We start from the raw sequence: 20,565 nt of genomic DNA, 5'->3' as shown, positions 1-20,565 counted from the left end.
GATCAAGAGCTCGCGGCTGAAGCCGCTCCTGCAGGGTCAGCGAGGGATGTCGCTCAACACTCGATGACGTTCACCGCCAGTCCGCCGCGCGAGGTTTCCTTGTACTTGTCCTGCATGTCGCGGCCGGTGTCGCGCATGGTCTTGATGACCTTGTCCAGCGACACCTTGTGCTTGCCGTCGCCGCGCATCGCCATGCGCGAGGCGTTGATCGCTTTCACCGCGCCCATCGCGTTGCGCTCGATGCAGGGGATTTGCACCAGGCCGCCAATCGGGTCGCAGGTGAGCCCCAGGTTGTGCTCCATGCCGATCTCGGCGGCGTTCTCGATCTGGCTGGGATTGCCGCCCAGTGCCGCGGTAAGCCCCGCCGCCGCCATCGAGCAGGCCACGCCCACCTCGCCCTGGCAGCCGACCTCGGCGCCGGAGATGCTGGCGTTTTCCTTGTACAGGATGCCCACGGCCGCGGCGGTGAGCAGGAAGTCGAAAGCGCCCTGTTCGTTCGAGCCGGGGATGAATCGGTCGTAATAGCGCAGCACCGATGGCAGGATCCCGGCGGCGCCGTTGGTCGGCGCGGTGACCACGCGGCCGCCGGCGGCGTTTTCCTCGTTGACCGCCAGCGCGTAGAGGTTGACCCAGTCCAGCGTGGTCAGCGGGTCGCGCATGCCGGCTTCGGGGCGCGAGGACAGTTCGCCGTACAGCGCCGGCGCGCGCCGCGACACGTGCAGGCCGCCGGGCAGGGTGCCTTCCTGGCGGATGCCGCGCTGGATGCACGACTGCATCGCGTCGAGGATCTCGCGCAGGCCGGCCCGGATCTCGTCCTCGCTGCGCCAGGACTGCTCGTTGGCCATCATCAGCTGCGCGATGGTCAGGTGGTTGTCGCGCGCCTGCGCCAGCAGTTCGTCGCCGCTGTGGAACGGGTGCGGCACCGGCGTGGTATCGGCGACGATGCGGTCCTCGGCAGCCTCGTCCTGGTTGACCACGAAGCCGCCGCCGACCGAGTAGTAGTCGCGCGTGGCGACCATGTCGCCGTTGGCGTCGTAGGCGGTAAAGCGCATGCCGTTGGTGTGGTACGGCAGCTTCTGGCGCTTGTTCATCAGCAGGTCGCGCTTCTCGTCGAAGGCGACGGCATGCTTGCCGCCGAGCAGCACCTGCTTCCCGCCGCGGATGCGTTCGAGCGCGGCGGGGATGATGTCCGGGTCGATTTCGTTGGGCAGGTGGCCCTCCAACCCCATCAGCACCGCCTTGTCGGTGCCGTGGCCGCGGCCGGTGAGCGCCAGCGAGCCGAAGACTTCGGCGCGGATCCGCGCCACGTCCTGCAGCCGGCCCGCCTCGTTAAGCCAGTGGTCGACGAAACGCGCCGCGGCGCGCATCGGCCCCACGGTATGCGAGGAACTCGGCCCGATGCCGATCTTGAACAGGTCAAAGGTGCTGACGGCCATCCGGCTATTCTATGCCGCCGCCACCGCAACGTCCCGCCCGCCGCCATGACCGCGCCCGATCGACCGAACCCCCGCCTGCAGCTGCTGCAGCGCGACGACTGCCCCCTGTGCGACCAGGCACTGGCCGTGCTCGCCGCGGCGCGCGTGCCGGAATTCGACAGCATCTGGATCGACGACGTGGAAGCGCTCGAAACCGCCTACGGAACGCGCGTCCCGGTGCTGCGTGATACGGTCACTGGTATTGAACTGGACTGGCCGTTCGACGCCGATCGCGTCCGCGCCTGGCTGCCACGCTAGGGATCGCCCCAGTCGCAGCGCCGGCCGTGCCTTGGCGATACTGGCCGGTGCCGCGGCGTTGCGCCGCCGAATGGAGCCGCGCCGATGCGCAGATTCCGCACCCTTTTCCTCCTTCTGGGCCTGATCCTCATGAACAGCAGCGACGCCACCGAGCAGATCCACACCCCCGAACCCGGCAGTGCCGAACGCCGCCAGCTCCTGGATGCCGCACGCGCGGCGATCAAGCGCAAGCTCGGGCGCGACGTGCAGTTCGTGGTCGAGCAGGTCCGGGTCGGCGATGGCTGGGGCTTCCTGTACGCGCACATGGAAGATGCAGACGGCAAGCCCATCGATTACGCCGGCACGCCGCTGGCCGACTCGGCGCGCGAGGGCTACGTCTCGCCCGACTACGTCACCCTGCTGCGGCGCGAGGGCGACGCATGGACGCCTGCCGCCGACGTCATCGGCCCCACCGACATGGTGTGGCTGTCCTGGCCGGAGAAATACGGCGCACCGCACGCGCTGTTCGAGGACTGAGTGGGCTGGCAGCCTTGTCCGCCGGTCGGTGAAGAACAAAAAAACGGCCGCACGTGGCGGCCGTACTTGCCCGGGGAGGCCGGGCCGGCAGGAGGCGATCGGGCCGCCGCCTGCCGTCGGGGGAACGTCAGGCCGGCGTCAGGTACCAGGCGCCGCCGTAGGGGTTGCTGTAGCTGACCTGCTGCGAGCCGTCGGGGTTGATGTTGTTCGAACCGATCAGCTTGATGTCGCCGTTGTTGTTGCCGGCCACCAGTTCGATGTGCCCGCCGTAGTTGAGGATGCACACGTCGCCGGCCTTGGCCTGCGAGGCGGGCACGACCTTCCAGCCGTCGGCCTTGAGCCTGGAGGCGGCGCCTGACACGGTGTTGTCGTGCCAGTTGATCAGCCCGGCCTTCTGCAGCGCCGCGGTGACGAAGTTGGCGCAGTTGACGTTGTTGGGGACCCACGCGTCCATCGGCAGGTCGCCGCTGCGCTTGAGGTCGGAGGCATTGCGGCCGAGGAACGACTGCGCAATCCCCAGCACGCCGCCGGCAAGGGCACCGGTGGTGGCCGACGAACTTCCGCTCGCGGACGTGCCGGTGGTGGATGTGCCGGTGGTGGACGTGGTGGACGTCCCCGACGCGCTGATGCCGGGCAGGTGGACCTTCTGGCCCGGGAAAATCAGGTCCGGGTTCTTGAACTGCGTGTTGGCGGCGATCAGGGAAGACGGCCGGATGCCGTTGCCGATCGCGATGTCCCACAGCGTGTCGCCGCGGACCACGTTGTGGATGCCCGCGGGATTGGCCCCGGTGGTGTCGACCGGGCCATTGCCGGACGGATTGCCGGACCGATTGCCGGAAATGGCCGTGCCGCCCTCGTCGATGTTGCCGTCCACGCGCCCGCGCACCGCGCCCGCGGCTTCGCCGGCGGTGATGCGGCCGTCGCCGTTCTTGTCCAGGCCGCTGTTCCAGCGGTATTCGGTGCTGCCGCTGGACCACAGGGTCGAGTTCGGGTCCGACTTGGGCGAGCCGTACAGTACGGACGTGTAGACGCCCTCGAGCGTGGACAGGTTGCCGTTGTTGGCGCCCGCACGCTGCATGAAGTACTTCTCCACGTACTGCAGCTGGTCGACCGAACTCATCCGCGCCAGCGCGGAGGTGCTGGTTCCCAGCTCCGACGCGGTGTTGGGCATGAACTGGATCAGCCCCGTCGCGCCGCTGCCGGCGCTGTTCGCCTGGCCCGGCGAGAAGCTGCCGCCGGTCTCGAAGCTCATCACCGCCATCAGGTATTCGGGCTTGGTGCCCAGGCGCCCGGCCATCGCCTCGACCTCGGAAATGAAGGCCGGGGTGACGTTGGGATTGCCCTGCACGCCGTCGATGCGGTTGTAGTCGAACTTGCCGCCCGCCGAAGTGGAACCCGCGGTGACCGGTTCGTTGGCCGCCGCCGCCGGTGCACCGGCCTTGGCGCCCTGCGGCACCTCGATCGTGTCGCCGGGATAGATCAGGTTGTGGTTGCGGATCTGCGGATTGGCGGCGATCAGCGCCTGGCGGTTGACGCCGAGCTGCTTGGCGATGCTGGCCAGGGTGTCGCCGTGGCGGACGGTGTAATTGGCCAGTGCCTGTCGCACTGGGGCCAGGTTGTGACTGGTGGCGGCCGAAATCCTCATCCATCTGCTCCTTGCGCTCGCGGGACGTTGGAGGCCGAAGCTCCCCAAGGCCCGGCTGCGGTGATTGCACCACCGCGGCGCAGGAGCGGCTATCCGGGGCGTGCCCTACCTAGGGTCGATCCGGGGTTGGGCAGGCGGGCAGGGCGCGCGGTCTGCGCTGCCCGTCACGCGGCGGGCGTGACATTGCCACGACAGGCCACGCACGGGTCCCGCAATCGCTCAGTCCGCCGGCTTGAACACCACCCGCGTGCTGACCGCCACCTCGTCGGGGATGGTGCCGGTATCCGACCAGTCGCCGCCGCCGACACCGAACTCCAGTCGCTTGACCGTCGCCTTGCCCGCCAGCACCGGCGCCGCGCCGGGTGTCCAGGTGAAGGTCAGCGTCACCGGCTTGCTCACGCCACGCAGTTCCAGCGTGCCGTCCGCCGCATAGCGGTCGCCGCCGAGGCTGCGGAACTTGGTCGCGCTGTAGCGCGCCTGCGCGAACTTAGCGACGTTGAAGAAATCCGCGCCGCGCAGCGTGGTGTCGCGGTCACCGTTGCCGGTGTCGGCGCCGGCCAGCGGGATGGTGACGTCGAGCTTCGCGCCGGACAGGTCGGCCGGGTCGAAGCTGAGCCGGGTCGAGAAGCCGGGGAAGGCGCCGGTGAAGACTTCGCCGTCGTACTTGGTGGCGAACGCCAGCGTCGAGCCGGCGGCCTGCACGTAGTCGGCGGCGATCGCAGGCATCGAGGCCATCAGGGCGACGAGGGTGGCCGCGACCGCGGCCGGGGTGGTGAGCTTGTGGGACATGGGGGACTCCTGTGGATGTGTTCTTTTCCCTAGTGGGAGCGGCCAGGCTGCGAAAGACATCGCGGAAAGGCATCGCGGCCATGGCCGCTCCCACAGGCTCCCGGTCTAGCCGGGATTCCGCGCGCCGCGCCTGCCGGGCAGCATGCGCCGGAGCGTGTCGTCGTTCTGGAACATGTGGTGGTAGAACGCCGCCGCCGCGTGCACCACCACCAGTGCGACAAGCACCCAGAACAGCAGTTCGTGCGCATCGTGGGACAGCCCGCGCAGGCCTTCGTTCGGCGGCGACAGCTTCGGCATCTCGACCAGCCCGTACCAGCGGAACGGGCGCAGGCCGCTGGCCGAGTCGTACAGCCAGCCCGACAGCGGCATCGCCAGCAGCAGCGCATAGAGCAGGAAGTGGGTCACCGACGCGATGCGCGACTGCCACGTCGGCGTGCCCGGCACCGGTTTCGGCGCGCCGGCGTACAGGCGCCAGGCGATGCGCACCAGCACCAGCGCCAGCACGGTGATGCCGGTGGACTTGTGCATCGTGTAGACCCAGAAGTACTTCGGCGTTTTCGGCAGCTCGCCCATGGTCAGGCCGACCACGGCCAGCACCAGCACCAGCACCACGATCAGCCAGTGCAGCAGCTTGCTGACAGGGCCCCACTGGTCTGCGGTGTTCTTCCAGGTCATGGTGTCGGTTCCTGTAGCGGTGGTTGGGCGGGGTCTTCGTCCGCGGAGGTTTCCTCGGGAATCGCGGCGTCAGGGGGTACTGCGGCGGGGACCGTTGCGTCGGCACTCGCCGTTTCCGGCGTTTCGTCCCGGGTTTCGTCCTGTGTTGCGTCCAGGCCGGCATCGCCGTGCACGCGCCGCGCCTCGGCCTCGATGCGCAGTGCGACCGCATCGCCGATCACCGTCGGCCAGGCGTCGATGCCGAAGGCCTTGCGGCTGATCGTCGTGGTCGCCGAGAACCCCGCGGTGCGGCGGAACGGCGGCAGCGGATAGCGCTTGAGCTGGTTGAACGCCACCTCCAGCACCACCTCCCGCGCCACGCCGTGCAGGGTGAGCGTGCCAACCACGTGCGCATGCGTGGCGTCGACCGGCTCCACGCGCGTGGAAGTGAAGGTCGCCAGCGGATGCGCCTCGCCATCGAGCAGGTTGCGCCCGAGCGCGGCGCGGTTCCACTTCGCGTCGCCCAGGTCGAGCCGCGACAGCGGCACGCTGACCTCCACCCGCGCGCTGGTCCAGTCTTCCGGATCGAATACCAGCGTGCCGGTACTGCCCGACACCGTGCCGATCGCCTGCGAATACCCCGCGTGCGAAATCTCGAACATCACCCGCGTGTGCACGGGGTCGAGTTCGTAGCGCGCCGCCTGCGCATGGACCGCCATCGGCAGCGCCAGCCCCGCCAGCAGCACGGCTACGGCCCACGGACGCCGGACGCTCCGCGCAGCCGCGAAATCAGGGGACGTGGCCAGGTGCGTGGCGGGGACGGATCGGACCATGGGCCGATTCTAGGTGCTTATCCATCGCGCCGGCCGCCGTGCCTCGGCAATCCCGCCCTTGCGTGCGCAACGCTGCGTTGCGAGGATTCCCGGGCGCCGGGGAGGGCGCGCCGGGGGAGGGAACCATGCTGCGCACATTGATCGTGCCCCTGCTCGTGCTGCTGGCCGCGCTGTCCGGCGGTCGGGATGCGCACGCCGCCGTCCCGGAAACCCCGCGCTTCCGCATCATCGGCGCCGCGCAGGGGCTGCCGTCCACCGACTTCTTCGGCATTGCCCGCGACCGCGACGGCTACATCTGGATCGCCACCGGCGACGGCCTGGCGCGCTACGACGGCCTGGAGATGCGTGTCTGGCGCCACGAACCGGGCAACCCGCAGTCGCTGCCCGGCAACAACGTCCAGTTCGTCCACATCGACGAGCGCGACCGGGTCTGGGTCGCCACCGAAGGGGGCGGCGTGAGCGTGCTCGGCGCCGACCGCCTCGGCTTCCGCCACATCCGCAAGGCCGACCACCCGCAGATGGGCAGCGACGACGTGTTCACCATCGCCAGCCGCGGCGACGACATCTGGTTCGGCAACTACGAAGGCGGCCTGCACCACCTCGCGCCCGACGGCAGCATCACCCGCTACGCGCACGACGACGCCGATCCCGACAGCCTGCCGTCCGACACCGTCATGTCGCTGGCCTTTGGGCCCGACGGCACGCTGTGGATCGCCACCTGGGCCGGGATGGCCAAGTTCGCCGACGGCCGCGTGCAGCGCGTGGCGATGCCGATGGAAGACACCCCGCGCGTGTATTCGGCCACGCTGGTCGGCGACGACCTGTGGGTGGGCACGATGCAGGGCGTGTTCGTGCTGGCCGCGGACGGGAGCTGGTCGCAGCCGGACTGGGCGCCGATGTTCGAGCATCCCAACGTGCTCACCCAGATCGCCCGCGACGACGACGGCGCGTACTGGCTCGGCAGCCAGAAGGGCCTGTGGCGCGTGCCGCCCGGCGGCATCCCCGTGCCGGTGCCGCTGGGCGGGCCGGGCATCGTCAAGACCGTGACCGCCCTGCTGCGCACCGACGATGGCGCGCTGTGGGTGCCGGTGGCCGGCGCGGGCCTGGGCTACCTGCGCTCGGACTGGCGCTCGATCGCGCAGTTCTCGCGTGCCGGCGGCGTGCTGCAGGGCGACTTCTACCGCGCGATCGCGCCGGCGTTCGGCGGCGGCGTCTGGCTTGGCGGCTACAACGGCGTGATCGAGCACATCGACGCCGAAGGCGAGGTCACCGGCTTCGGCGACGACGTGCGCGAACGCCTGCGTGACGTGCGCATGTTCTCCCTCGTCCAGGACCAGCACGAACACCTGTGGATCGGCGGCAACGGACGCCTGCTGCGGCTGTCGTCTGGCGGCGCCATCGACGAATGGCGCGGCAACAGCAACGCAGACGCCGTGCTGCCCGGCTACATCGACCTGCTGCGCGTGGCCGGCGACGGCAGCGTCTGGCTGTCCAGCCAGGGCGGCGGCCTGCAGCGCCGCGACCCGCAGACCGGCGCCGTGCTGCAGGCCTGGCCTGCCGGCAGCGACGACGGCGTGGGCAATGGCGAGCTCGAGGAGCTGGTGTTCGCCCCCGGCAGCGGCGAGCCGTGGATCGCGGGCGCCAGCGGGCTGTCGCGGCTGGACGCGGGCAGCGGCCATTTCGTGCCGGTGCCGGCGACAGCAGGCGAGCGCGTGTTCGCCTTCGCCTTCGACGGCCCCGACGCCCTGTGGCTGCAGCGCCTGTCGGGCCTGGAACGCTACGAGCGCGACGGCGAGGGATGGAAGCGCACCGCCAGCGCCGGCGCGGACGACGGCCTGCCTTCGGTCGGCGCCGCCGGCCTGCGCGTGGACAGCCGGCACCGGGTCTGGATGTCGACCACCCGCGGCCTGTTCCGCTGGACGCCATCGCCGCGCCTGCTGCGCAGCTACGGCGTGCAACAGGGCATCGGCAGCCAGGAATTCCTCGACCGCAGCATCACCCTCACCGAGGAAGGCATGCTCGCGGCCACCACCGCCGACGGCGGCGTGGTGCTGGTCGACACCCTCGCCGACGAACCCGCGCCCGTCGTGCCGGCGTTGCGGCTGGACTCGCTCGCGGTGCGCCGCGACGGGCGCTGGCAGGACATGCCGCTCGCGCCGGCGATGTCGCTGTCGCCCAGCGAACACGAGTTCACCGTGCGCGCGCGCCTGCTGTCCTACGACGATCCGGCCAACAACCGCTACTGGTCGCGACTGGAGGGCTTCGACGCCGACTGGGTGCAGCAGGGTTCGGTGGGCGAGCGCAGCTTCACCGGCCTGCCTGCCGGCAAGTACACCCTGCGCCTGCGCGCCGCCGACGCCGCCGGCAACGCCGCGCGCGAACAGGTGCTGCGCCTGACCGTGCGCCCGCAGTGGTGGAACACCCCCTGGGCGCGCGTGGCCTTTGTCCTGCTCGCCCTGCTGCTGCTGTGGAAGATGGCCGCCGATTACCGCCAGCGCCTGCGCCGCCGCCACGACTGGCAGATGGCCGAACACCAGCGCGAAGTCGCCGAGCAGGCATCGCAGGCCAAGAGCCGCTTCCTGGCCACCCTCGGCCACGAGGTGCGCACGCCCATGACCGGCGTGCTGGGCATGAGCGAACTGCTGCTGGGCACCGACCTGGACGCGCGCCAGCGCGGCTACACCGAATCGATCCGCAACGCCGGCGACCACCTGATGCGGCTGGTCAACGACGCGCTTGACCTGGCCCGCATCGAGGCCGGCAAGCTCGAACTCGATACCAGCGTCTTCGACCTGCACCGGCTGGTGTACGACGTGGTCGTGCTGATGGAACCGGTCGCCCGCAAGCGCGGCCTGGCGTTCCACCAGTCGCTGGATCCCGGCGTCCCGCGCTGGGTGCGCGGCGATGCCGTGCGCCTGCGCCAGATCATGCTCAACCTGCTCGGCAACGCCATCAAGTTCACCGAGCGCGGCCACGTCGCCCTCGGCATCGAACCGCACGGCGACGGCCTGCGCATCAGCGTCGCCGACACCGGCCCCGGCCTCAACGACGAACAGAAGCTGCGCCTGTTCCGCCGCTTCGAACAGGCCGAAGGCGCCCGCACCGCCGCCCGCTACGGCGGCAGTGGCCTGGGCCTGGCGATCTGCCGCGAACTCGCCGACGCGATGGGCGGCCGCATCGACGTCGACAGCGCGCCGGGGCAGGGCACCCGCTTCAACGTCGACCTGCCGCTGCCCGCGGCCGAAGCCATCGCCGCCGCCCGTACCGAAGCCCGCCCCGTCGCCAGTGGCCCCCTGCAGCTGCTGCTGGTGGAAGACGACCCCACCGTGGCCGACGTCATCACCGGCCTGCTGCGCGCCCAGGGCCACACCGTCGTCCACGCCGCCCACGGCCTGGCCGCCCTTGCCGAAGCCGCCGGCACCCGCTTCGACCTGGGCCTGCTCGACCTCGACCTGCCCGGCATCGACGGTTTCGCCCTGGCCCGCCAGCTGCGCGCCACCGGCTTCGACCGCCCCCTCCTCGCCGTCACCGCCCGCGCCGACCCCGAAGCCGAACCCCAGGCCACCGCCGCCGGCTTCGACGCCTTCCTGCGCAAACCCGTCACCGGCGAGATCCTCGCCGAAGCCATCCACAACCTCGTCTCCCCCGACGCAAAGCCGCAGTAGCCGCCGCCCAGCGTTGAAGCCCTCCCTTCAAGGGAAGCCACGGCCTTGAGGCCCTCCCCTTCAAGGGGAGGGTTTGGGTGGGGATGGTTTTCCCCAACGCCCCCACACCGCTCACAGCCCCCAACCCCTAGGAAAACTTCTCACCAACCCAAAAACCCCCGCCCCCACCGCTACCATTCCCCTCCCTGCCATCCGTTGCCGCTTCCCCACGCTTTCCGCGTTGAAGAACGGCTGCACGGACAGAATGCAGGGACCAGGGGGGAGCGTGACCATACTGACCGACCGTTTCAGCCGCGCCGTCGACTACACGCGCATCGCGCACGCCGGGCAGCTTCGCAAGGGCACCCGCGTGCCGTACCTGAGCCACCTGCTCGGCGTCGCCGCACTGGTGATCGAACACGACGGCAGCGAGGAACAGGCCATTGCCGGCCTCCTGCACGACACCATCGAGGACTGCGGCCAGGCCCACGAAGGCATGATCCGCGCCCTGTTCGGCGAAGCCGTCGTCAACATCGTCCTGGCCTGCACCGATGCCACCGCCGAAGCCAAGGCCGCACAGGACAACCCCGCCGCCGCACGCCGCAACTGGCACCGGCGCAAGCGTGCCCACCTGGCCGACCTCATCGACGCCACCGATGAAGTCCTGCTCGTCGCCGCCTGCGACAAACTGCAGAACGCCCGCGCCATCGCCCAGGACCTCGAAACCCCCGGCATCGGCCAGACCGTGTTCGACCGCTTCAACGGCGGCCGCGACGGCACCCTCGGCTACTACCACTCCCTCGCGCACCTGTTCGCCACCCGCAACGTCCCCGTCGCCACCGCCTTCGACAGCACCGTCGGCCGCATGCATCGCCTTGCCGGCAATGCGCCGCGCGTCCCGCTGGCGGGTGGGCAGGACGAACCGGGCGAGGATATGCCGAGGCCGCAGGCGGTGGGGGATTGCTGAGGCCGACGAAGGCCAGCGACCACTTCTGCAAAGGTGCGCTGCATGGGATCGACAGCGCGACGCCGCATCGTTTTCGAGGGTCTGCCGCGAAGTGGCGCGAGATCGCGAGTGCGCTGCGCAGTGAGTATCCTTGATGCGATTCCCGGCAGGCCCAACGGCTGCAGTCGACCGGCCGGCAGCTGTCATTCGACCTCGCCAGCCTCCTTGGCGCGACGAAAGTACTGCCTGGTTTCAGCATCCGTGCAATATACGTAGCAACCTTTCATGCCTCGTGTCATCAGCGTCCGGTAGGTGTTTCGGATAATCCTGTCGAGGCGTGCCCGCGTTTTCCCGGGATTGGATAGCAGCTGTTTTTTGTAGCCGCGGATCGAACGGTCGTGCCTGGAACGATTCTCCGCCGATGTCACTAGGCGGCCTTCGCGTGCAATCAGATCGGGGCCGACGATGACGCCGACATAGTCCAGCTCCAGGCCCTGGCAGGTGTGGATGCAACCGACCTCGTCGATCGAGTCCGGATCGATGAGCCAGAGGCTGCCGTATCTGTCGAGGTTCCATTGCTTCCGGTAGTCGTGCTCATCGAGCACGATATCGTATGCGTCGGGATCCTTCTTGCTCTTCCAGTCCCAGCAGTATCCGGCAACCACGCGGGACTTGTTGTTGCGGTTCCTTTCGGCGATCAGTGCGTGCAGCTCGGTGGGGGATTCGATGACGCGGAAGTCGAAGGTGCCGGCGTCGAACTCGATGTTGGCCGTATCGCGGATCCCGAGCGTGCGGTCGAGCCATGCGAGATAGCCGTCGGAACCGTTGCAGCGGAACTGCGAAGCCAGTTCCAGGCGCGTCACCTGCGCGCCGAGGCGGGTTGCCCAGCGCTCGAGTTCCGTCGAGTGCCCGATGTCGTTGAGAGTGACCATCTGGTCGTCGTCGACGAACAGGACGGTGCACTTCGCGCTCTCGATGACTTCCTTGACCTGGTTCTCGCCGAGGTTGCCGTACAGGCCGGAGAACCGGTTCAGCCGGTGCGCTTCGTCCACGAGTAGCACGTCGAACGTATTGGGGGCAGTGTCGACGAAGGCCCCGGACCCGCTGAAGAGGCTGGAGATCTGGACCTTGCGGAAACGATCGCCGGCCAGTTTGGCTTCGTAGACCTTGCGCGGCGCTGCGTTCTTGGAAACGTACTTCGCAAGAAGGCCGATCTTTGCCAGCTCGGCCAGCAGGTTCACCGCAACCACGGATTTCCCCGTGCCCGGGCCGCCGTGGACGATGGCCACCTGCTTGGCATCGCTGTGCGCATTGCGCGCAAGGGAAAGGACGGTTTCATACACGACCTTCTGGTCGTCGACGAGTACGAATTCACGGCTGCCGCGCAACATACTGCCGAGGCTGTCGGCCAGCATCTTCGAGGGTCTGATGCGACCGTTCTCCACCTGGTAGAGTAGTTCGGCGTTGTCGCCGCGGCGAACGTGCCGATTGATGAAGTCGCGCAGCCGCTGGCGCTCCGCGTCGCCGCGCAGGAACAGCGGCGCCTTGTCGATGTAGGGCGCATAGTGCGGGTGGTTGATGACGCCGTCTTCGATGTAGTTGTGCAGGTAGGCGCAGGGACGCAGGCCGATGCCGCCGCCGTGGATGGCCTCGTTGAAGCCTTCGAGCAGGGCGGCATAGGACCAGGCCTGGTAGCAGGGGTGCGGACCCTCCCTCTCGTAGGCGCCGCCGCGTTGCGCGATCACGATGCCGTCCTTGTCGGAAAGCCTCGACGACGACCACTGCTTGAGTTCGACCACGATCACGTGCGGGCGATTCTCGGCGTCGCGTCCGGAAAGGATGAAGTCGATCCGTTTTGCGGTTTGCGGTATGCCGTATTCGATGCCGACGCCCATGTCGTCGGGCATCTCCTCGTCGCGCAGGATCTTGGCCATCTGTCCGAGCGACTCGCGCCAGGAGCGGATCTCGGCCTGTGGCACGTACTTGCCCGTGCGCGCGAGGTAGGCCGTTGCGATGACGTCATCGATGTCGCGATTGTCGGTGTCGTGAAGGAAACCCGACTTCGTGCTCTGGTAGATGATCAAGGCCAACCCCCCCGGTGTGGCGATTACAGTTCTGTGTACTTGGTGCTGCGGCCCCTGGCGCGCTCCACCGGATACTTCTCCCCGTTTGTTCCCAGCTTCTTCCATGCGGCATCGAGCGGGTCGATGCCCAGCTTGTCCGCCAGCTGCAGCGCGTAGAGCAGTACGTCGGCCACTTCGTCCGCGGCTTGCGCGCGCTTCTCCGCAGGCATGTTGCGGCTTTGCTCCTCGCTGAGCCATTGGAAATGTTCCAACAGCTCGGCGGCCTCGACCGAAAGCGCTGCCGCCAGGTTCTTGGGCGAGTGGAACTGTTCCCAATCGCGCTCCTGGGCGAAGGCGCGCAGGGCGGCCTGGAGTGCTTGGATGTCCTGGCTCATGCGCAGGTACCGGTGAAAACCGGATCCATCCTAGACCAGCGGCAGTCGCCGGTCTGGAGGGGAATGGGGTTGAGGAGTCGGCACCAGAGGGATGGCCACCGATGCCGGGCGGGGTTCTGCGGTAATGGCGTGGGCGAGGGCATCGCCTGCGGAACCCGCCATCCTGTGGCGATGGTGGCGGGCGGGGCGGGAGTAGGCTGCGCCCCGGTGATTGTCGATTCCCGCCCCCGCCGTTCGTCGCCCCGGCACCAACCCGTCAAAGGACACCCGCCATGCCCCGCATGATCTTCATCAGCCTGCCGGTCGCGGACCTGCCTGCCTCGATGGCCTTCTACGAAGCCCTGGGCTTCACCAACAACCCGCAATTCTCCGATACCACCGGCGCCTGCATGGTCTGGAGCGAGGCGATCCACGTGATGCTGCTGACGCACGAAAAGTGGCGCACGTTCACCGATCGGCCGATCCCGCCGCCGACGTCGAGCGAGGTGTCGCTGGGGCTGTCGCTGGACAGTCGCGAGGCGGTCGATGCCATGGTCGCAGCGGCGGTGGCCAACGGCGGCACGGCGGACGTCAATCCGGTGCAGGACATGGGCTTCATGTACGGGCGCGACCTGACCGATCCCGACGGCCACATCTGGGGCCCGATGTGGATGGATCCGGCGGCCATGCCGGCGGAGTAGGCCGCCCGGCCAGGCATGGGGGCGTGCTCCGGCACGCCCCATGTGCTTTACACATACCTTTAGGTGGAATAGCGTCCGGAAGCCCAGGATGTGCCGGTCGCAACCCGCGACGTCTCCGGGAGTCCTCCGATGTCCACTCCGTTCAACCTGCTTGGCCTTGCCGTTGCGCTGGCCCTGGCCGGCTGCAGCCAGACCGCCCCGTCTGCCGACAGCGCCGACATGGCGACGCCGCCCCACGCCATGGCCGAGGCCCCGGCCGCCACGGATACCGCAACGGCCGCCGATGCGGACGCTGCCGCCGTCCCCGCGCCGCAGCTGCAGGCGGCGATGCGCGACCTGTGGCACGGCCATGTCGTCCACGCCCGCGATTACGCGCTGGCCGTGCATGCGGGCAACGACGCCGATGCAACCGCTGCAGCCGATGCGGTGGTCGACAACGCCAAACAGATCAGCGGCGCGGTCGCGGGGTTCTACGGCGAGGCCGGCGGCGACCAGATGTTGACCCTGCTCGGCGGCCACTGGGGCGCGGTCAAGGCGATGACCGATGCCAGCGCGGCCAATGACGAAGCCGGCGCGGCCAAGGCGATCGACGACCTCCACGCCAATGCCGCCGCGATCGCGAAGTTCCTCGCCGGCGCCAACCCCAACCTGTCCGAAGACACGGTGCACGGCCTGCTGCTGGCGCACGGCGCGCACCACGTACAGCAGGTCAAGCTGATCCTGGCGGACGACACCGCCGGCGAGGCGGCCGAGTGGGCGGCGATGCAGTCGCACATGGACATGATTGCCGACGCGCTGGCAGCGGCCATCGCCAGGCAGTTCCCGGACAAGGCCAGCTGAGGTCGCCATGGCGCAAGGGCTCGCACAGTTCGGAGACACCCGGCAGCGGCTGCTCCGGCAGCTGCTGATGGCCCGCGACGGGGCCGGGGTCGAAGATCTGTGCAAGAGCCTGCGCATTACCCACAACGCGGTACGCCAGCACCTCACCACGCTGATCGTGCGGGGGCTGGTGCAGCGCGTGCAGCCGCGTGCCACCGGCGGGCGGCCGCAGGCGCGCTATGCGCTGACCGTCGAGGGGCGCGAGCTGTTTCCGCGCAACTACGGGGCGATCGCGGCCGCGCTCATTTCGCAGCTGCTCGAACGCGTGGGCGAGCCGGAAACGGGCGCGATGCTGCAGGAGCTCGGGGCCACGGTGGCCGCCACCCAGGCGCCGCTGCAGGCCGATGGCGGCGAAGCGCTGGCGCGAGCGCTCGCGCAGCGGCTCGATGCGCTCGGCTATGAAGCGGTGCCGGCCCGGCACGGCGACGACTGGCAGGTGGAGGCGTTCAACTGCGTGTTCCATGGCCTGGCCACGCAGCATCCGCAGGTCTGCAAGTTCGACCTCGCCTACATGGAAGCCGCCACCGGGCGCCGGATCCACCACATGGAATGCATGATCCGCGGCGGCCACGTGTGCCGGTTCAAGCTCGGGCCGGAGTCGGTGCGGGGCACGACGGCGTAGCGCGCCGGCCGCGCGCCGCCACCATGGCCTTTGCAGGAGCGGTGGAAACCGCGGGCACTTGCCCGGCGCGGCGACGCCCTATTGCTCCTTCTGGCAGGCCTGCGCCAATCCGCGGTCGCCGTAGGCGGTGCACTTGACCAGATACAGGTTCGCGGCCTCCTTGTGGCCGGCCTTCTTGTTGAGGCGGACGCTGTAGGGCAGCAGTTCCGGCGGGTCGTCGAGCGCCTTGCGGCTGTGGTCGAGCACGGCCAGCGCCTTCTCGGGATCGGACCGGGTCAGGGTGTCGAGGACCAGGTAGTGCAGCGCGAACACCGAATCGGGCGAGTCGAGTTCCTGGATCAGCGCGGCCAGGGTCCGGCCTTCCGGATCCCTGCCCTGGGCCTCGGTGGTGATGAATCGGACGTAGGGGCTGCGCGCCGCGGGGCTTGCGGAAGCCTTGGCGGCAAGCGCCTTCGCTTCGTTGGCGTCCTGTCCGGCCAGGGCGCCGGCCGTGGCGTGCGCCGCGGCGACGCCGGCGAACAACTGCTGCACTTCGCTGTCGTTCGCCCACGGGATCGGACGCTCGTCCGGCCGGTCGGCGTCGCCATGCTGCGACGACATGTAGTCGCGGACGGCCTCGGCGCGCTTGCTGGCGGGGTAGTGCCGCCGCCGCAGCAGCGCCAGTCCGCCGGCTGCGACATCGCCCACGATGCCGACCAGGCCGTCCATCTTCTTGTCGAGGTTCAGCGACATGCTCTTGTCGCTCATCGTGACCAGCCGCGTCGTCTCGGCCGTGCGCGTCTCGCGCGCACTGGCGCTTTCCTCGTTGCGCGCCTCCCATTCCACCATGCGGTCCATGAAACTGACGATGGCGACCGGGTTGTAGCCGGCGCGCACCAGCAGGTCGGCGGCCAGGCGGTCGGCCTCGTCTTCCTGCTTGCGTCCCATGGCCGGCATCACCGCGCTCTGCACGCTTTCGAGCGCCAGTTCGTTGAACAGCGACTTGCGCAGCAGGTCGTCGGTGATCTTGTTGCTCTTTCCGCCGCGCAGGCCCAGGTACAGGGAGCCGACGCCGTAGAGTTTCTGCGACACCGTCTCGCCTTTGCCCTTGGCGTGGTGGTGCAGCAGGATGTGCGCGTACTCGTGGCCGAGCAGGGCAGCGAGCTCGTCGCGCGACTGCAGGCTCTGCAGCATGCCCATCGCGATGAAGATGGCGCCGTCCGCGGTGCTGTAGGCGCGGAACTCGGTGTCGGGCATGGCGTAGACGTGGGCCGGCGCCGGTGCTTCGGGCAGTACCCGTTGCAGGTCGTGCAGCACGTCGTTGAGCTGCCGTTCCAGGGTGGCGTCGACGATGACGCCGTAGCCGCGCCGCTGTGCGAGCAGCCCGTCGCCGGGGGTGGCGTCGGCGACCTGGCCTGCCGGCGGCCCGGCCAGCAGCGCGCTGTTGTCGGCGTGCCGGTTGAGGAAGGGCAACTTGGCCGTTGCCGGCGTGCAGCACAGCATCGCCGCGACCACGGCGACGCAGGCGCGGCCCGCGGTCGCGCCGCGCCGGCGGCCCTGCGCGCTCATTGATCGCAGCCTTCGCCGGCGCCCATGCCGACGTGGCTTTTCACCGAGGCGGTGGTGGTGACCCGGCGGTTGCACTGGACGGCCTGGGACAGCGCGCCGGCCGAATCGAGCTTGACGTCCAGCTTGTCGAGCCACACCGGCCCGGACGGGCCTTCGACTTCGACGTAGCCCTTCTTCGACACCGACAGGACCTTCAGCGGAAGCACCGTGGCGGCGATGTCGAGCTCTCCGGAGCGGCGGAAGCGATCGTCTTCCTGCTGGTAGGTGTGCAGCTTCCTGGCCGTGAACCCGACGACATGGGCCTCGGTCGTCGCGGCCGCCGCGGCCGGTGCGTCGCCGGCCTGCGCGGCCGGGGGCAGCGTCGACAGCATGGCCGACAGCAGGAGCGGCAGGAGCAGGTGGATGGATTTCATGGCAGGTCTCCAGGAGCGGATGGAACGGGTTGAACCGGTGGTGCAGGGGTCGCAGGCGGGACGGGAATGGCCGCCGATGCCGGCGCAGCATCGTCCGTGGCCAGCGCCGGTGCGCCGGGCATCAGGATTGCGTCGCGCGCGTGGAAGACCACCCAGGCAAAGACCACCAGGCTGCCGATCCAGTCGACCGGCGGATGGCGCAGCCAGAAGTGCATGACCAGGATCGGCCCGAAGGCGATCGCCAGGCCGGCCGCCGCCAGGCCGACGCCCAGGTGCTCCGCGTGCCGCAGCACCACCGCCAGCAGCAGCGACGTGAACAACGCCAGCAGCAGCGAGGCCAGCCAGGCATGCCGCACGGGCGACAGGTGCGCGCGGCCCCAGGTCATCAGGTTGTCCAGCGCCATGGCGTGGACGTAGACGCCGGGGATCTGGCCGTTGACCGGGTTGGCAGCCAGGTCGTTGAGTCCGACCAGGTCGGCGCCGACCAGCACGACGCGGTCGTGGAGCAACGCCGCCACGTCCGGGTCGTCAAGCTGCTCTTCGTGCACGGTCAGGGTGTAGGGGCAGGGCACGCGCGGGTCGGCCGCCGCGCGCGGCACCAGCTTGCCGGCCAGCCCGGACCACAGCCAGCGGACGGCGCTGGCCCCACGGCTGAAGCCGGGATCGGATGCGGCCAGGCAGTGTTGGCCGTCGAGTTCGTCCAGCCGCGCGTTGCCGGCGGGGCGGCGCTGGCCCCACTGCACGGCGATCTCGCGGCATGCCTGCGCGGGTGCCATCAGCGCGGCGGGTTCCCTGCAGCCGGCCATGCCCGCTTGCGGGCAGGCATCGTGGTAGAGCCCGTAGGCGACCGACCAGTTTTCGCGGCCGGCATCGCAGCGGTCGCTCGCGCCTTCCAGTGCGCCGAGCTGCTGCGCCGGCGACACGGCCAGCGGGTAGTCGACGCCCTGCCAGACGGTGACGAGTTCGCTGACGCCTTCGACGTCGTGGAACAGCGACGGCCGCCCGGGTTTGTCGGTGCCGAAATAGACCGGGACCGGATGCGCCTCCAGGTCTTCGCCAAGCGCCAACCTGGCGTCGCCGAGGCTGTCGTCGAACTCGCGCTTGCGGGTGACCAGCAGGTCCACGTAGACCGCACGCGGGCCCTGGCGGACGATGCGGCGCAGGACTTCCTCGTAATAGTCGTAGCGCGGCGGCCATGCGATGCCGCGCGCTTCCAGCGTCTTCTGGTCGATCAACACCACGGCGATGTGGTCCTGCGCCCGTGGCTGTTTGTTGCCGTAGAACGGCGCGGCCAGCTGCGAGGACAGGCGTTCGGACTGCAGTTTCGATGCGCTCGGCAGGCTGAGCGGATCGATCCAGTCCAGCAGGAGTTTCAGCGGATAGACCAGCAGGAACAGGGCGAGGGCGACCGACAGGGTGCGCCGCAGGCCGAAGCCCTTGCCGAACCAGGGCGCACGCCCGCCCAGACGCATTGAACTGGCGCGCGTGCGCGCCCACCACGCCGCCAGCCGCGACCCGACGTGCGGTATCACCTGTGACATGCCAATCAGGCCATCGCCTGCCAGGCGCTTGCCGAGGCTGTCCCCTTCCTCCTGCTCCCCTGCCATGCTCTCCCCCCGCAGGGATGGTGACCTGCGCGCCGCTGGCCGACCTATCGTGCAACGCATCGGCGGGGCCGGAAGCGAGAAAAATTCCCGGACGGCGTATTCATTTTGTCGGCACGTCAAACCGGCCAGCAACAGTTTCGCCCTGGCGCCTTGCGGGAGCGGCGGAAGCCGCGAGCTTCTCCCGCTACGCCCACCAACGCGCGCCAAGTAGCATGTCGACCCCCGGCAGAACGCCCCGACGCACGAGGTTGGCCCGTCCCGATGTCCGCAGTCCCCATGCCGGTGCACACGCGCGGGTCCATCGCCCGCCAGGCGTGGCCGATCATCATCGCCAATGCCGCCGTGCCGACGCTGGGGCTGGTGGACACGGCGGTCATCGGCCACTACGGCAGCGCGGTGGACCTGGGGGCGCTGGCGCTGGGCGCGCTGCTGTTCAACTTCGTCTACTGGAGTTTCGGCTTCCTGCGCATGGCCACCACCGGCTTCATCGCGCAGGCGGCCGGTGCCGGCGACGAGGCCGAGGTGCGGGCGACGCTGGCGCGCTCGGTGCTGCTGGGCGTCGCGCTCGGGGCCGGGGTGCTGGTGCTGCAGTGGCTGCTGGTGGGGCTGTATTTCGGCCTGATGGACGCCAGCGCGGCGGTGGAGTCGGTCGGGCGCGATTACTTCTTCGCGCGCATCTGGGGCGCGCCGGCGGCGCTGGCGCTGTATGCCTTCAGCGGTGCGCTGATCGGGCTGGGACGCAGCCGCACGCTGCTGCTGGTGCAGCTGCTGCTCAACGGCCTCAACGCGGGGCTGGACGTGTGGCTGGCCGGCGCGCTGCACATGGGCGCGCACGGCATCGGGCTGGGTACGGCGATCGCCGAATGGGCGACGTGCCTGTTCGCGTCGGTGGTGCTGTGGCGCACGCTGCGCGCGCGGCATGCCGATGGCGAACCGTTCCTGCCGTGGACGCGCATCGCCGACCGCGCGCGGTTGCGGCGCACGCTGTCGGCCAACGGCGACATCATGGTGCGCACGCTGTGCCTGCTGCTGGGCTTCGGCTGGTTCGCCAACCAGGGGGCGCGCTTCGGCGACGTGACTCTCGCGGCCAACCACATCCTGCTGCAACTGGTGTCGTTCAGCGCGTTCTTCCTGGACGGCTTCGCGTTCGTCGCCGAAGCGCTGGTCGGTGCGGCGCTGGGCGCGCGCGATCCGGCGCGGCTGCGCCACGTGGTGCGCCTGTCCAGCGAGTTGGCGCTGGGCACCGCCGCGCTGCTGGCGGCGGCTATCTGGCTGCTGGGTGCGCCGATGATCGCGGCGTTGACGTCGCTGGGGCAGGTGCAGGCGACCGCCATTGCCTACCTGCCGTGGACGGCGCTGTACGTGCTGCTGTCGGTGGCGGCGTTCCAGCTCGACGGGGTGTTCATCGGCGCGACGCGTACCCGCGAGATGCGCAACGCCGGGCTGGTGTCGGTGGCGGTGTTCCTGCTGTGCGCCTGGCCGCTGGCCGCGTGGTTTGGCAACCACGGGCTGTGGGCGGCCTTCGTCGTGTTCGTGGTCGCGCGCGCGATGGCGCTGCTGCCGTACTGGCGGCGGCTGCAGGCCGGGTGAGCGGTGCG

18 protein-coding genes are annotated in these 20,565 nt (G+C 69.5%); 8 read left to right on the top strand and 10 right to left on the bottom strand.

Annotated features, from left to right (window positions below; all coding sequences use genetic code 11):
• Positions 1–53: 53 nt before the first annotated feature.
• Entirely contained in the window at positions 54–1,436 is a 1,383-nt protein-coding gene (locus ABD679_RS14595; RefSeq protein ID WP_344760739.1) for an L-serine ammonia-lyase, read from the bottom strand.
• A 45-nt stretch (positions 1,437–1,481) separates the two neighbouring features.
• On the opposite strand from ABD679_RS14595, the gene ABD679_RS14590 reads away from it, so the two are divergent.
• A complete protein-coding gene (locus ABD679_RS14590; protein ID WP_344760738.1) occupies positions 1,482–1,733 on the top strand; it encodes a glutaredoxin family protein in 252 nt (83 codons plus the stop codon).
• Between the two features lie 129 nt (positions 1,734–1,862).
• Positions 1,863–2,249, top strand: a complete 387-nt coding sequence (locus ABD679_RS14585; protein WP_344760737.1) for a hypothetical protein — start codon at positions 1,863–1,865, stop codon at positions 2,247–2,249.
• A gap of 127 nt (positions 2,250–2,376) precedes the next feature.
• Here the strand turns inward: ABD679_RS14585 and ABD679_RS14580 are convergent, their stop codons facing one another.
• The 4 genes from ABD679_RS14580 to ABD679_RS14565 form a co-directional block, all read right to left on the bottom strand.
• A complete protein-coding gene (locus tag ABD679_RS14580) occupies positions 2,377–3,894 on the bottom strand; it encodes a LysM peptidoglycan-binding domain-containing protein (RefSeq protein ID WP_344760736.1) in 1,518 nt (505 codons plus the stop codon).
• A gap of 219 nt (positions 3,895–4,113) precedes the next feature.
• Entirely contained in the window at positions 4,114–4,683 is a 570-nt protein-coding gene (locus ABD679_RS14575) for a YceI family protein (RefSeq protein WP_344760735.1), read from the bottom strand.
• Positions 4,684–4,788: 105 nt separating this feature from the next.
• Positions 4,789–5,358 carry a cytochrome b gene (locus ABD679_RS14570; RefSeq protein WP_344760734.1) on the bottom strand — a complete coding sequence of 190 codons (570 nt, stop codon included), beginning with the start codon at positions 5,356–5,358 and terminating at the stop codon, positions 4,789–4,791.
• The gene (locus ABD679_RS14565; RefSeq protein WP_425561918.1) at positions 5,355–6,056 is read right to left on the bottom strand and encodes a YceI family protein; all 702 of its coding nucleotides are present in this window, start codon (positions 6,054–6,056) and stop codon (positions 5,355–5,357) included. Before ABD679_RS14565 ends, ABD679_RS14570 begins: the two co-directional genes overlap by 4 nt.
• 239 nt (positions 6,057–6,295) lie before the next feature.
• Here ABD679_RS14565 and ABD679_RS14560 point away from each other — a divergent pair, with 239 nt between their 5' ends.
• Complete coding sequence (locus tag ABD679_RS14560; RefSeq protein ID WP_344760733.1) at positions 6,296–9,835, top strand: hybrid sensor histidine kinase/response regulator; 3,540 nt, start codon at positions 6,296–6,298, stop codon at positions 9,833–9,835.
• 265 nt (positions 9,836–10,100) lie between these two features.
• A complete protein-coding gene (locus tag ABD679_RS14555; RefSeq protein WP_344760732.1) occupies positions 10,101–10,781 on the top strand; it encodes an HD domain-containing protein in 681 nt (226 codons plus the stop codon).
• Positions 10,782–10,963: 182 nt separating this feature from the next.
• Here the strand turns inward: ABD679_RS14555 and ABD679_RS14550 are convergent, their stop codons facing one another.
• Both ABD679_RS14550 and ABD679_RS14545 read right to left on the bottom strand, forming a co-directional pair.
• On the bottom strand, positions 10,964–12,844 hold the full coding sequence (locus ABD679_RS14550) for a DNA/RNA helicase domain-containing protein (protein WP_344760731.1): 1,881 nt from the start codon (positions 12,842–12,844) through the stop codon (positions 10,964–10,966).
• A gap of 23 nt (positions 12,845–12,867) precedes the next feature.
• On the bottom strand, positions 12,868–13,218 hold the full coding sequence (locus tag ABD679_RS14545) for a nucleotide pyrophosphohydrolase (protein ID WP_344760730.1): 351 nt from the start codon (positions 13,216–13,218) through the stop codon (positions 12,868–12,870).
• 272 nt (positions 13,219–13,490) lie between these two features.
• Here ABD679_RS14545 and ABD679_RS14540 point away from each other — a divergent pair, with 272 nt between their 5' ends.
• From ABD679_RS14540 to ABD679_RS14530, 3 genes are all read left to right on the top strand, one after another.
• Positions 13,491–13,898 carry a VOC family protein gene (locus tag ABD679_RS14540; RefSeq protein WP_344760729.1) on the top strand — a complete coding sequence of 136 codons (408 nt, stop codon included), beginning with the start codon at positions 13,491–13,493 and terminating at the stop codon, positions 13,896–13,898.
• A gap of 129 nt (positions 13,899–14,027) precedes the next feature.
• Positions 14,028–14,738, top strand: coding sequence for a hypothetical protein (locus ABD679_RS14535; RefSeq protein ID WP_344760728.1), 711 nt, complete (start codon positions 14,028–14,030; stop codon positions 14,736–14,738).
• 7 nt (positions 14,739–14,745) lie between these two features.
• Complete coding sequence (locus ABD679_RS14530; protein ID WP_344760727.1) at positions 14,746–15,399, top strand: helix-turn-helix transcriptional regulator; 654 nt, start codon at positions 14,746–14,748, stop codon at positions 15,397–15,399.
• A 78-nt stretch (positions 15,400–15,477) separates the two neighbouring features.
• Here ABD679_RS14530 and ABD679_RS14525 read toward each other — a convergent pair whose 3' ends face one another.
• The 3 genes from ABD679_RS14525 to ABD679_RS14515 are packed head-to-tail and all read right to left on the bottom strand — an operon-like array spanning position 15,478 to position 18,901.
• Positions 15,478–16,947: a M48 family metallopeptidase gene (locus tag ABD679_RS14525; protein WP_344760726.1), complete on the bottom strand. Its 1,470-nt coding sequence runs from the start codon at positions 16,945–16,947 to the stop codon at positions 15,478–15,480.
• Entirely contained in the window at positions 16,944–17,360 is a 417-nt protein-coding gene (locus ABD679_RS14520; RefSeq protein ID WP_344760725.1) for a hypothetical protein, read from the bottom strand. Before ABD679_RS14520 ends, ABD679_RS14525 begins: the two co-directional genes overlap by 4 nt.
• Positions 17,357–18,901 carry a CHASE2 domain-containing protein gene (locus ABD679_RS14515; RefSeq protein ID WP_344760724.1) on the bottom strand — a complete coding sequence of 515 codons (1,545 nt, stop codon included), beginning with the start codon at positions 18,899–18,901 and terminating at the stop codon, positions 17,357–17,359. The genes ABD679_RS14520 and ABD679_RS14515 overlap by 4 nt, the downstream gene beginning before the upstream one ends.
• A gap of 327 nt (positions 18,902–19,228) precedes the next feature.
• Here ABD679_RS14515 and ABD679_RS14510 point away from each other — a divergent pair, with 327 nt between their 5' ends.
• The gene (locus tag ABD679_RS14510) at positions 19,229–20,557 is read left to right on the top strand and encodes an MATE family efflux transporter (protein ID WP_344760723.1); all 1,329 of its coding nucleotides are present in this window, start codon (positions 19,229–19,231) and stop codon (positions 20,555–20,557) included.
• Positions 20,558–20,565 lie beyond the last annotated feature (8 nt).

The sequence above is a fragment of the Luteimonas lutimaris genome, assembly GCF_039537065.1.
Taxonomy (GTDB): domain Bacteria; phylum Pseudomonadota; class Gammaproteobacteria; order Xanthomonadales; family Xanthomonadaceae; genus Luteimonas; species Luteimonas lutimaris.
This window is presented reverse-complemented; position numbering and strand designations above follow the sequence as displayed.